Source organism: Salinisphaera dokdonensis CL-ES53 (assembly GCF_040361215.1).
Classification (GTDB): Bacteria; Pseudomonadota; Gammaproteobacteria; order Nevskiales; family Salinisphaeraceae; genus Salinisphaera; species Salinisphaera dokdonensis.
Map to the genome: position 1 here is coordinate 94495 of NZ_APND01000002.1, position 12768 is coordinate 107262.

At 62.4% G+C, this 12768-nt stretch carries 8 protein-coding genes; 1 reads left to right on the forward strand and 7 read right to left on the reverse strand.

The features are described 5' to 3' along the window. Positions 1-281 precede the first annotated feature (281 nt). Positions 282-3791, reverse strand: coding sequence for an AAA family ATPase (locus SADO_RS06400; protein ID WP_353110230.1), 3510 nt, complete (start codon positions 3789-3791; stop codon positions 282-284). Further along, the gene (locus SADO_RS06405) at positions 3791-5068 is read right to left on the reverse strand and encodes a metallophosphoesterase family protein (protein WP_353110231.1); all 1278 of its coding nucleotides are present in this window, start codon (positions 5066-5068) and stop codon (positions 3791-3793) included. The genes SADO_RS06400 and SADO_RS06405 overlap by 1 nt, the downstream gene beginning before the upstream one ends. A gap of 334 nt (positions 5069-5402) precedes the next feature. Here SADO_RS06405 and SADO_RS06410 point away from each other — a divergent pair, with 334 nt between their 5' ends. Further along, positions 5403-5891: a hypothetical protein gene (locus tag SADO_RS06410; RefSeq protein WP_353110232.1), complete on the forward strand. Its 489-nt coding sequence runs from the start codon at positions 5403-5405 to the stop codon at positions 5889-5891. Between the two features lie 323 nt (positions 5892-6214). Here the strand turns inward: SADO_RS06410 and vapC are convergent, their stop codons facing one another. From vapC to SADO_RS06435, 5 genes are all read right to left on the reverse strand, one after another. Continuing rightward, entirely contained in the window at positions 6215-6622 is a 408-nt protein-coding gene (vapC, locus tag SADO_RS06415; protein WP_353110234.1) for a type II toxin-antitoxin system tRNA(fMet)-specific endonuclease VapC, read from the reverse strand. Then, a complete protein-coding gene (locus SADO_RS06420; RefSeq protein WP_353110236.1) occupies positions 6622-6858 on the reverse strand; it encodes an antitoxin in 237 nt (78 codons plus the stop codon). Before SADO_RS06420 ends, vapC begins: the two co-directional genes overlap by 1 nt. Positions 6859-6943: 85 nt before the next feature. Continuing rightward, complete coding sequence (locus SADO_RS06425) at positions 6944-9277, reverse strand: site-specific integrase (RefSeq protein ID WP_353110237.1); 2334 nt, start codon at positions 9275-9277, stop codon at positions 6944-6946. Then, positions 9277-11748, reverse strand: coding sequence for a hypothetical protein (locus tag SADO_RS06430; protein WP_353110238.1), 2472 nt, complete (start codon positions 11746-11748; stop codon positions 9277-9279). Before SADO_RS06430 ends, SADO_RS06425 begins: the two co-directional genes overlap by 1 nt. Beyond that, positions 11735-12334, reverse strand: a complete 600-nt coding sequence (locus tag SADO_RS06435; RefSeq protein WP_353110240.1) for a hypothetical protein — start codon at positions 12332-12334, stop codon at positions 11735-11737. The genes SADO_RS06430 and SADO_RS06435 overlap by 14 nt, the downstream gene beginning before the upstream one ends. Positions 12335-12768: the final 434 nt, after the last annotated feature.

The window sequence follows — 12768 nt, forward strand, 5'->3', positions numbered from 1 at the left end:
CCGTAAAGACAACGGCATTCGACCTGCCGATCAACCGTCACGTCTCTGCATGCAGTTCCACCGCATTGACCATGCTGAGGGCGGACCGTTGGGGGCGTCGTCGCCGAGCAGCCGTTGCACCGGCAACCGGATGATCGATGGGAGAAAGTCTCGCTCGGAGCCACCAGAGCCCATTAAAGCTCGTCTGGTAACGCTTATCTTGGCTTCAGCCCATTCCAGCACGGCGCTCGGCCTCGCCAGTCTCTGTGTTCTAACGCGACAGTGAGACGGCCCGGGCGCACCTAGACATGAATCACGCAACGATCGGACTCGGTGACCTGCCGTGCCAGATCGCACAGATGCTGGTGATGGGTAAAAAACAGTACCTGGGTTTTCTTCGATAACTCAACGAGAACGCGCAGCCCGGCCAGCGCACGTTCGTCATCGAAGTTCACGAACAGATCATCAGCCACGAACGGGAGCACGGTGCCTCGCTCGAGGTACTCTTCGAGGGACGCCAGGCGCAGCGCGAGAAACATCTGGTCTTGGGTACCCTCACTCATCGCCTGCACGCGCACGGCCTCGCCGTCACTCCGGCGCCCCGCGATATGCATTTCCTCGTCCTCGAAGACGGGAACAAGCTTGTCGAACGACCCAAGCGTCAGCGTCGAAAATATCTCCCCAGCCCGCGTGATCAGCGGCTGGAGCTTTTCCAGCCGGTAGCGCTGTGCGGCCCACCGCAGAAGAATGGACGCGGTACCTACCCGTGCGTACGCTTCGGCGGCTTCTCGCATGTCCGCTATCGCTTGAGATCGCTCAGAAGCTGCCACCGCATAGGCGTCGTCGCCGCCTACGGACTCGAAAGCATCGCGCGCTTCGTTTCGGGCCTCCAGCAGGCGCGGCTCTTCGGACTCCAGGTCCGCCGCACGATCCTGGATCTCGGAAGCCGTCTGCGTTAGTTCGTCGGGTGTATATCGGCTGCACTCGTTTATCAGCTCCTGCAGCCCCAAACCGTCGCCGTGGGCCACGGCCGTTTCGTGAAATTCGTGCTTTTGCGCCCGGAGCCGACGTTGTGCGTCCGATCGTTCGATGGCCACTGAAAGCGCGGCGGTATCGGTGGTCCCGGCCACGGCGTGCAGTTCCTGCAACGTATCGCCGGCCTGGCCCCTGGTCTTCTCCAAGTCTCCGACCCGCTGCACGGTGGATTCCAGCTCTTTCGCCCAATCGTCGAGGTTCTGGCGCGCCTGGCGTGCGCGGGTTAATCGGTTTTTCAGTTCGATCGAGGCCGCCAGCGCCGATCGATCGTGCAGGTCACTCGCCAACTCCGTCGACAATTGGGCGACGGCGTCCCCGAATGCCTGCGCGCGCGCCTCGGCCTCGGCGATAGCTCCATCGTGCTGACGCCATTGGGCGACGGTCTGGCGCAGGCGCGTCAACGTGGCCAGCGGCTGTTGCGCGTCGCCTGCGGTCAGCGTCGCATCGAGACCGAGCCGGGCCAAGGCCTGCGCCCAATCCTTTGCCCAGGCGCTCAGCTGGGCCTGGAACGACTCGGCTGATTTGCGGCGCTGCGCGAGTTCGGGATCACGCTCGGCGAGATCACGGTGCAGATTCTGTCGTTCCTGCTCGCGTGCATGCTCGTCTTTCAGCAATTGCTCGGCCCGTGTCATCAGCGTCGCGAAGCCTTCGTCATTCAGCGACGCCGCATTCACTCCCGCGTTGCGAAGCGCCGTGCGCAACCGCTCGCAGTCGTGGACAAGACCGGCCTGAAGCGTCTCGACCTTCGAAGCCGCGGCCTCGCGATCGCTGATCCTGTCCAGCAGTTGGGCCCGCACGTCGAGCCAGTCGTGCATCGCGGCCGGCGGCGCGGGTTCAAACGGGGCGCTCTGCCACAGTTGCCGCCACTCGTGTGTCAGGCGATCTCGGGTTTCCTCGGCCTTTCGCACCTTGGCTTCCAGCATTTCCAATCGCTCGGCCTGGACGGCAATGCCGCGTGCTTTTTCCTTCAGCTGGCCGGCGGTCTCGGCCTTGTCGAAACGGCGATCCGCGGCTGCATCAGCGGCTCGGACCGCACTCTCGTAGGCGGTGACGAGGTTCGGGTGATCCCCGATATAAGAATCCAGATCAGCAGGATCGGGGGCCGTGTTGTCGATATACTGGCCCAGGAGGAAACGCCAGCCCGCCTCGCGTTGGTCACGCAGATCATCGAGTTCCGCTTCCGTGGCCAGTCGCTCGCTCTGCAACACCTGCTCGTAGGCCAGACGATCCAGACGCAGCGTCTGTGCCGCATCGTCGCCCGCATCGCGAACGTTCGAAAGTGTGACATCGGCGTCCTGCATCGATCCGACGAAGGCGTCGACCTCGTATGCGGCCGGCGGCTCGAACGCGCGCAAGGCGGCTTCATCGATACTTGGCGTCAGCCGATCGAGCAGACGATCGATTTCGTTCTGGTAGCGGTCCTTGCTCTCCCGTGCCGCCTCTAGCCGAACCTGCGGCCCGGTATCGCTTTTGAGCGTGGTAACGAGCGCATCCAGACCTTCGACGTCTTCAGACCCACCCAAGGCCTCGAGCCGTGCCCGCATTTGCTGCTGGCGAACCCGCGTCTCCTCTTCGCGCTTGGCCGCATTGTCCGCCCTTTCCACTTTCTCGCCGTAGGCGCTTCGAAGATTCACGGCGTGGTCAAGATCGCTCTGATTCGGCAATCGCTCAATGAGGCCTTCGATCGACTCCGGTGCCCAACGCAGCGATGCCGCATCGTTGTGCAGCGATCTTTCAGTGCCTTCCAATTCGATGCGCGATCGTGTCAGCAGATCCGCGTCATCCGTTATGCGAGTGCGCTTCTCAACCAGCTTGTCGATATCCGCCGCGCGAGCCAATAGCGGCTCGTCGCAAGGCGTATTTGCGATCCTTTCCTTGAGCGCGTCTACGCGCAGATTCTGCTCGCGCATGCCCGCGTCGGCACGATGGATGTCCTTGAGCGCCGCGTTGAGGACCGCACCGGCATCTTTATCCAGCGCCGCCACTTCACCGAGGCCCACGAGCTCTTCGTCGAGATCCAGATAACGCCGGATATGCGGCATCACGCGGCGAATCCGCTCCAGCCTCGTCCGCTCGGCCCGTGTCTCGCGCAGACGCTTCTTCAGCTCTTCATAGTCGTCATCGGCCGTCTGGTACGCCTTTCTCAGTTTCTCCCACTGCGTTGCGCTGACCTCAAGGTCCCGCATCGTCTTTTCTGCCGCTTTCAGCCGGTTCGCGGCCTGCGTATAGGCACGACTCTGCTTTTCGCGTGGACCCCAAAGACTGTCGGCTTCAGCGGCGAGTGCCTGGCGTCTCGCCAGCAAATCGGTGATGCCGGCGCCCGCCGAAAGCAGACCGGTATCGCCGTCCCCACCCTGGCCTGGCAGCTGCGCGGCGCCTTCGCGAAGCCGTTCTTGATCCAGACTGAACATACGCTTGAAGAAATCCAGGTCGGTATTCGGCAAGGCTCGGCTCAGCGCCACCTCGATGGTCGGCGCAGGGGTATCGTCGCGGTCAAGCACCGTATTCTTGCGGCCCTTCTTGCGCACGAAATCCAGCGTCCCTGACTCGGCTTCCAGGACCGCACCAATACGCAATGCGCCGTAGGGGTGAAGAAAGGCGTAGTCCGAGCTCTGACCGAAACCGTATAGGAGGTCAGTCAGTGCGGCGCGCGTCGTAGATTTACCCGCCTCGTTCGGCCCGTAGATCACGCGCAGGTCAGGTTCGCCCGCGGGCAGCTCGATACTCTGATCCGTGAATCGGCCGTAGCGGATCAGATCAAGACGACGCAAACGCATCAGCGATCCCCGTGGGCCGTCAATCGGCCCATGAGATAGTCGCTGGCACCCTGCAGCATCGTCGCCGTTTCGCCGTCGATTGCCGCCTGCAGAATCGGCTCTTCCACCTGCGCCTGAACGTCAGCGGGCAGGCCTCGCACAAGCGCACCGATATCGTCGTCCAGCATTTTCACGAGTTCCGGGTCATCGACCGCGCCGTCCATGAGCCGTCGCAGTTCCCCAAGCGCGTCTTCGCGTGCCCGCATCGCCTCGGCGGTCACGCTCGGCTCGGTGGCGACGACGAGCTTCTCGACGTACGCCACCCCGGCGCCGAGACTTTGCGCCGCATTGCGAGCCTGGGCGATCAGTTCGGTGCCGCGAGCGGTCAGATCGCCTTGTAGTGCACTGGTGCCGACGAGCCGGATGCGCATCGCCAGCAAACGGCCTTCAGCATGCTGCGCCACCGCCGACTGAACCGCCTCACTGATCGCGTCATAGACCTGATTAAGTCGGTCGCAATCATCGATGGGCACGTCCACCACAGCCCATCGCACGACGTCGCAATACAGTGATGTCGTGTCCACGACCCGGCCGTCCTCGACCACGACTTCGAGCGCCTGCTTCGGGCCGGTTTCACGTATAGAGCGCCCCTGAAGATTCCCGGGAAACACCACGTGTGGCGCTTCGCTGAGCAGCTCGTATGCGTGGACGTGGCCGAGCGCCCAGTAGTCGTAGCCCTTATTCTGCAATTCGGCCAAGGTACAGGGCGCGTAGTTCGCATGGCCGGCCCGGCCGTTGAGCGCCGTATGCAGCAGGGCGACATTGAACATGCCCGGTACGGGGGCCGGATAGTGCGGCACCAGATTCTCGGTGACGTCACGGGTCTTGTAGCTATAGCCGTGGATGGCGACGCCGAGATCGTCGAGCGTTTTAGTGGACGGCTTCTTGGAACCGAACAGATGCACGTTCTCGGGCAGCTTCAGGTGCCGGGTCATCTTGCTCTCGGCATCGTGGTTGCCTTGGATCACGAACACCGGTATTTCGGCTGACTTCAATCGCGCCATCTGACGGGTGAAGCACAACCCGGTTCGGTAGTCGCGCCAGTCGCCATCGTAGAGATCGCCGGCGATGAGCATGAAATCAACGGCCCGGTCTGTCGCTTCCGTCACGAGGTTCTCGAGCGCATGCCGGGTGGCTAGACGTATCTGCTCGGCGGCAACCTCGTCATCCGTGGAAAGACCGTTTAGCGGGCTATCCAGGTGGATGTCAGCCGCGTGGATGAACTTGATCTGCGTCATGTCCGTCGGAATGAACCTGATCGTTATTGCCGGCCTCGAACATACCAGCGGGGCGAGGCTTCATGTTAGTTCAATGGTGGCCGAGTCACGTCTGAGGTAACGGCGCGCGAGCATTCCAAGACTTCGTTTGGGCTGAACCGCCGAACTCGATACGGTTCTTCTTGAACCCGTTGCGGCTCCCGGCGAACCCGCGTAGCAATACCGAACTCGGAACAGCTACTGGGCAAAGATCCGTTGGCCGGCATACCGAGTCCGCCAGCGCGCGGCGACTTCGATGTCTGAATACTCGGCGGCAGCAGCCGAACGCACCAACCAGTAACTGAAGCAATAAGCCATGAACCAAAATTCGAACAAAGTCGTCAGTCTTTCCGCCTACCGCTGCGCCGGCACCGGACTGAATGCCTTCGATGAGGCAACGATTCGCTATGTAACGCGCCGCAGCCCAGAACTCATCGAAATCGAAGGGATGCGCTTCAGTGATCTCGGCCAATGGCTCGTCGAACAAACGAGAGTGCGCGACACGATGATGGTTCAGGCTCGGATTCGATTCTCAGGAAATGCCCGCGGCCGCGTGGAATTGCTCACACTTGGCACTCGGCCCGCCTCATCGATGTTCGACGCGATGCCGTTCGAGGTAAGTTCGACCAAAGGGAGCACCGCTATGCTGCACGCTTACGATTATATGGTCGGCCAGAATCGCTATCCGGCCGACACGATCATCGCCGTTTTTCAGGATGGCTGGGTTGCGCTCGAGTCTGCGGACGCATATCACGGCACTTTGCCCAAGCAGGCTTATGAAGCGACGGCTGACTGGCCTGCTTAAGTTAGGCAGAACAGGAAGCGGCCCCGTGGGCGGGCCGTGCCGAATTGTTCTAACTGGCTCTTTTCACGCCCGCGAAGACCTCGGGCGACATAGGACCCGGCCCGATCGGGGAGACGATGCCCGGGCGTGCCTGTCGTCGCGCTCGGACGACGCAACCGAGCGGCGTTCATTTGCCGCGGCGCGTCCAGAGCCACCGGCTGAGGCACAACCACGTACTGCTGTAAGGTCTTGCGGCGGTCGTGCTGTATCCCCTCGGTCGGGCGAAGGCCGAAGGCGGCTTTGGTGGAAGATGTCGGGAACGTCGAACATCTCGCCTATCGCGGTTATTGTGTCCAGTTCTCCAGCTTCAGACCATCGACGCGTTCGAATTCGCGGACATTGTTCGTAACGACCGTCAGATCGGCCGCTCGTGCGTGTGCGGCAATCCACAAGTCATTAGCGCCAATGGGCGTGCCGGCGTCGGCAAGCGTGGCTCGAATATCACCGTAATGTTCGCCAGCTTCCTGCGGCAAGACCAGAATCGGGATCATGGCGATCAGGACATCGAGATTCCGGCGCGTCTTGCGCGGATGCTGGCTGCGCGCCGCGCCATACAGCAACTCGCCCCAGGTAATCAGCGATAGTCCAACGCTGCCAGGCTTTTGTTTCTCAAGATGGGCGCGTACCCGGGCGGGGCGCTCGCGCTGAATATAAATACAGATATTGGTATCGAGCAGATAGCGCGGTGCCATTACAGGCGCTCGCGCTCTTCTGGCAACGGATCGTCGCGGTGTTCCAGTGCGTCGATCATATCGTCGGGCAAATCGGTCAACGCATCGAACGCCGCCGCCAGGTTCGGGCGCTTTTCGCGCAACACGATTTCATCGCCCCGGCGATAGATCTCGACCTCTTGACTGTCGAAACGAAACGCCTTCGGTAGCCGAACGGCCTGACTGTTACCGGACCGGAAGATTTTGGCAGTGGTCATGGCGGCCTCCCTCGATGTATATACGTACCAGGATATACTTCGTCAGGCGCTGTGTCAGCCACTCGCCGGCCACGCACCCCGGCTACTAAGCGCTTCCGGTGTAACGTTTATCCTCTGGGAAGCCGCGCGCCAGTCGCGCCGTATCGCCCCGGCGCAGCGCGCTCGCAATTCGTGGTATATCGCCGCGAACCAGCAGGCGGCGCACCGTTTCGTTCGTGACGGGCTGGGCGAGCCCGCTACGAAAATGGCGTGCAGTCCATTCCACCGTATGGATGTAGGTGCCGAGGGTCGTTCTCGGCGACAGGTGGCCCATCTGCCGGGCGAGCGTGTACAACATCGATCGACACTCGCCCTCGCCTGCCGGGTCGAGATAAGCTATCCGTATCGCCAAACTACGCGCCGTCTCATCAGTTCGGTAGGCGCTCGGAAGCCAGCGGTCGAAGCCGTCCCGATTAGCGTGCGCGCATAACGCCCAGTAGTTGGCGAAACCGTGTCGTAAATGGTGCATGCCCAAAGTGGGGTCGTTCGTGACCTGTCGCAGATCGCGAATCGTGCGCCGGATCGCATGATGCTCTGACAACGGCTGGTTCGGATCGCCATCCGGATGCACGAAAACGGGATCATCAGCGCCGGCGCCACGTGCTCGTCGCCAGTCGCAATGCGACACCAGAGCAACAAGCGTATCGGGGGGCAAAGCCGGCGACAGGTCGAGCGGCCGCCAGCCTGCTGACGTTTTGGGCGTGCTGTACGAGTTCTTGCGAATCTCGAGGCGAGGCGCCACTCGACCACGCAACTGGCCGAGCACCAAATGCGCCGCCTCGCCTCCCCGAAGGCCCACGTGGAACGCCAAGGCCGCAATCAACGCCCGCTGAATTTGCAGTTGATCGGGGCATTGCCAGCGCTGCGAGCCCAACATGCGTTCGATCAGCCGCTCGAACTCGACGGGTGGCACGATATTACGATTCACGAGGTTCGAGCGTGCAAAGCTAAAGAGCTCGAGCGACTCGAGCGCAATGCGCGGAACCTTGTATACGCGTCGCAAAAACTTATGGAATGCATGCAACTGTCGCGACGAAAGCGCGGAGGCCTGGTCGGGGGCCGGCGCGTGCACCGCGAGGACCGTCTCGCAGACGTCGCGCCAGTCGTCACGCGTAAGCTCATCGACGCGATGGTGTCCGAATTCATGAATCAGCGCCGGCGCAAACGCATTGACGTACCCACGTAGCGTGCCGGGCTGTGGTGCCCTGTCTTCGGACAGGCGCCCATCGACCCACCGCCACAGCGCTTTTTCGATCGTATCCGACGATCGAGGACCTGCCGCCAACGCGGGATCGATAGCGCGTATGGCGCGCCGCGCGTCACGTGCGGAAACAGGGCCGCGCGAATCGTCGAGCGCTTCGCGCAGTCGGATCAGACGTACGACGGCATCCGAATTACAACTTTCACCAGCCAGAAATGACCGCGCACCGCCCGCAATCCGTCCAGTAGCGTCAGAGCCGTCAGATTGTTTGCTTGGCTTCAGTCCTGCTTTGCTTTCGAGCGGCCGACCGGTCACGGCGCGTCTGTACGCCTGTGAGTACATCGTTTGATAGCCGATTTCGCCAGTCATCGCGCTCACGATGTATGGCGGCACGCGCAGTCGCGCCCAGATCCGCAGGCCAGCGAAAAACTCGCCCGGCGTGGCCGGTACGGAGTTCGAAAAACCCTCTCTCGCAGCTAGTTTTCGAAACCGCTCAAGGCACGTCGCGGCATCCAGACCTCGGCCGAAATGCTGAAACCCTCGCTGGCGCCAGGCCGCACATAGCAGAACAAACGGCGGGGTGGGTTCGATCCTTAGATGCTGAGTCCAATGGCGGCCCAGGGACCCACGCGACACGGCCAGTTCAAGGAACACTCTGCCCTCGATATGCCGCACCCCCTCCGGCCCGATTGCCAGAAACGCGTCCAGCACGCGTGCATCCCAACCGCAGTCGAACAGGCAGAATCCCATTGCGATGGTGGTTTCCAACGCGTTGCGCCGGGATGCGTCCATGCGCGGCAGAAATTTCTCGAAATCGACGATGAGCCCGTCAATTTGTACCTGAGCCTGGTATTCCGCGGGCGAGATCCGGCCGTCGCGGTAGACCAACGTGTGCGGAATCGCGGGGATACGGATTCGCCAACGGTCACGCGCGTTACCGCGCTCGATACCCCTTGCCAGCCACGCCGCGGTGTCCTCCAAATTCAACACGGTTTCGTCGACACAAACGGCCTGCTCAAGCGCTACGCGCTGCGCCCGGGTGAATTCCTCGGCCTGGCCGCTAAGCCCAGCGGGCCAGTGTTCTTCCAGTAGCATGAGGAATCGCTCATGCGCCGCGGCGTCTGCAACGTCTTCGAGAAACCCCCAGAGCGCTTGGTCAATGGCTGCAATGGCGGTCATCAGTCGCTACCTCGCCAGGCGTGATCACGTTTCTCGATGGCAGCGCGGGCTCGATAAGCCAGCCCGAGCGGCACCGCGGTCGAGGCATCATCCAGAGCGCTCGTGCCCAGCACCCAGTGCCCGAGATAAGCGTCGATGGCAGCTGCACCGACACCTGCAGCGACCAAATTACTGCGAAGTCGATGACGACCCGCGTTCAACGGCAGCCCGTCCGGTAATAGATCGGGCCGTAGGCGTTTTACCGAGGGCACTTGAAAAAGACGTGCCCGTTCGCGCATCGACTCTCGCCGGCGCGCTATTGCAAATTGGTCCGTGTCGAGTTCGACGAACCAGGGCAAACGGTCGGGATGCTGCATCGCCCGCGACCGGCGTACGCCCTCGCCCGGCGAATAGGGGGTGTCTATTAATCGCGTCAGCCCTCCGAGTACCGTCGGGTAGCGCAACGCGAGTTGGCCGCGCTCTCGTTGCAGCGCGCGTAGCGCCTGCGCGGACCATTCCGGCAGACACACAATGCGCGCACCGTCCCAGTCGGCGCCGGCTTTTTCGGCAAGTAGCAGCGTGTTGCTGCCGTGCCACTGGGCGTCGAATGCAATTGGCTCTCGCACCCCGCGTACGCCCACCCCCAATAACAAAGCGAGGTGCGCATGTCTTACTGCGGCATTCATCTCAGCCACGACCCGTTTACCGAGCGCCGCCCGGCCCGCGCGGCGACGCCGGTTGGTATCGCGTGCGACGGCGGCGTCCATGGCCGAATCGCTCGGTGTCACTCGCGACCCGAATCCCGATGACGGCGTTCGCCCAGTTTCCAACCAACGTAGCTCCGAGCCCTCGAGATCGGGCGCCTCGCAGTACGCTTCGTCCAGCAATTCATCAATCGCACGCTGCCAGCTACGAACCAGGAATTCGGTAGTGAGATGCGTGTAATAGATTTGCGATCTGGCGTGAGCCGGGACGCGGCCGGTGATCGTCGCGGACGCACACCAGTCGCCGGCACAGACACGGGCCAAAGCGGAGCCGCAGACCCGAGACAGTTGCGATACCCCGATGCCGTGATCAATAAGACCGGCTGCACCGAGGATCTGATTGATAGCAGCACGCGCGGTGTCCGGCGTGCCCGTCCATAGCTGGGCACCCGACGTGGCCATACGGCCGAGTGCAGCCAATCGCCCGCGAGTGGGCCCCGGCATAGCCAGCCGCAACACGCTTGCTGTTGGGCGCACGGATCCGCTCGCCGGCGTTGTGAGATAAGCCATGGCCGTGGTCGCCGGGAGCGCGACCACACCCTGGCGGTGATCCACACCTATCCCGCGTGTACGCCATGGCAACGCAGCGAGTTCAACAACGTCACGCCCGGTCCATAAGGCCAATTCAGCGAGGCACATAGCTGCGCGGGCTTCGTAAGGCGACTGCTCCCACTGTGTGTCGATGGAGTTCAAAAGTGCAGCAATATCAATTGCCGCAAGCGCGGACGGCGCACTATGCTGGGTATTATTGTGACGTTTTATCGCCTCGGCCTGATGACGAGAGGCGATTGCCGCTTCCGCGGCGCTGCAATACGGACTGTCCAATACACAATTTTGGCGCGCGTGATAAACCGTAGCGTGAGTTTCGGGGTGATCTCCGCCGGGCGCGTCTCCAGCACTACGCGTGCCGCTAGCTCGCTCACCTGGGGAGCGCACCACCGCGCCGCAAACACCACCGCCCGAGCCGTTCCAAGTGCGCCGCGGCGGGCCGTCGCTGTACGCGTGCAGCCAACCGTACTGAGACATGGGGGCAGACTGGGCCGGTGCCGAGGGACGATCGTTATGAACCCGGCGGCGCTTGCCGTGAAAAACAAGGCGCACAAGTTGGGTTAGTTCTCGGACGACTCGCCATCGGGCCGAGTTCTTGATCGCGCCCCGGCCTGCGGCGTCTAGCCACGCCTGCCACAGCCCGGCATCGTCGAAGCCTGCCGGCGCCGCCACGATCCATCCATCGTAATGGCCGTCATCAAGAGCGCGCGCGTAACGGCCTACGCGTACAAAAAATTTCTCGTGCTCGCCGTACGAGGCGGCGGATTTAATGACCGCAGCAATGAGTAGACTGGTCAGAGCAATCACAGGCGATCGATCATCCGGCGACGGCGTATCGGTGTGCATGCACACCGCCCACACCGGGTAGCGCTCGCAATAGCCGCGGGCGCGCGTGCGCCCGGTGGTCGAGGCCGGCATCGCGACAGCAGCCGCCAGCGCCTCATCGTCGAACAGCGCCGCACGGAGCGTGTAAGCGATATCGCGCATGCGAGCGGCAAACGCCGCATCCACCGGCCCGACCCCCACTGTCGGGTCTGCGATCAAATCGAGCGCAGCCCCCCCGATTGACAGCGCCTGAAGAGCACCGCGGGCGGCCGGCGGGCATTGCAGAAGCGACAGCAACAGTTCAGCGCCCGGCGCGTCATCGGCCAACGCCGCTATGCGGTCACGCATCGTCATCAGCTACCCCCAGATCCATCCGTCGTGTCTCCGGATCAAGCGATTCGCGACGTTCCTCCGGCTGCGCCGGGCGCACTTGCTCGGGCGTCAGGCCGTACCACTCGCATAGCAAATTTTTTCGCGGTATCAGTGAGGCCAACTCGGGATGATCACGGCGCAATTGCGTGCAGGCCTTGATCGCATGGCATGCGCTATCCGAGCCGCGCTGTATGCCCATAGCGCGCGCGATGTCCCAAGCGGCTGCGGCGCGGCACTGCGCGGCCGAGACACCGCGAACAACCACTACCGGGATGAGCACACGGGCGTGGCGTGCCGAGATCCAGGTGCGCAAACCCGAAATAATCCGATACCGGGATCCTGCGACTACCGCAATCGGGAGTGGCCCGATCGCGAACTCGATGCCAGCGTCCCCCAGATGCGATGCCAATGGTAGGGGTGGCCACGCGCCCACGGCGAGCCAGTTCTGATCGAATGCGTCGTAAGCGGGATGACGTGTCACCCGTCCGGGCTCTGGCTGGACGATTTCGTAACGGCGTGATCTCGGTACCGGAAGAGGCAGCGAGGTTTGCTGTGAGATGTTCGGCATTGGGCGGTCTTTTTTTGGCTTTCACCCCTTAAAGGGGATAGCCGAGGAGCGTTCTGGCCCAATCCGCCGATTTTTTTCCTGCGACCATAGTAGTAGTCGCCACTGAGAACGCTTCGCCTGCGATCGGCTTACGACATCACCTTTAATTCGCCCGCTCGACGCGCGGCTTGACATATAGACGCAAACGCCGAGCATCCAGCCACTTGCGGCGCGCGAGGCGGGGACGAGCCTGCGATCACCACATCAAGTATCCAGGTGAATCCATGAGCCCTTCCCCCAACTCGCCCTACGAGGTTCATCGAGGTGTCGCGCACGCATTCATGGCACGGGTGAAACTCCGCTACGGATGCTGGCGATTCGAGCCGCGCATGCGCCAAGCGCTGTGCGGACGTATCGACCTATCGGATCTCGACTCTCTGGTTCAGGCGATTGCC

Excerpts from the sequence above, each read along its gene's own strand:
- SADO_RS06400 (WP_353110230.1), bottom strand. The coding sequence starts at position 3,791 with ATGCGTTTGCGTCGTCTTGATCTGATCCGCTACGGCCGATTCACGGAT.
- SADO_RS06435 (WP_353110240.1), bottom strand. The coding sequence starts at position 12,334 with ATGCCGAACATCTCACAGCAAACCTCGCTGCCTCTTCCGGTACCGAGA.
- SADO_RS06410 (WP_353110232.1), top strand. The coding sequence starts at position 5,403 with ATGAACCAAAATTCGAACAAAGTCGTCAGTCTTTCCGCCTACCGCTGC.
- SADO_RS06425 (WP_353110237.1), bottom strand. The coding sequence starts at position 9,277 with ATGACCGCCATTGCAGCCATTGACCAAGCGCTCTGGGGGTTTCTCGAA.
- SADO_RS06430 (WP_353110238.1), bottom strand. The coding sequence starts at position 11,748 with ATGACGATGCGTGACCGCATAGCGGCGTTGGCCGATGACGCGCCGGGC.
- SADO_RS06405 (WP_353110231.1), bottom strand. The coding sequence starts at position 5,068 with ATGACGCAGATCAAGTTCATCCACGCGGCTGACATCCACCTGGATAGC.
- vapC (WP_353110234.1), bottom strand. The coding sequence starts at position 6,622 with ATGGCACCGCGCTATCTGCTCGATACCAATATCTGTATTTATATTCAG.
- SADO_RS06420 (WP_353110236.1), bottom strand. The coding sequence starts at position 6,858 with ATGACCACTGCCAAAATCTTCCGGTCCGGTAACAGTCAGGCCGTTCGG.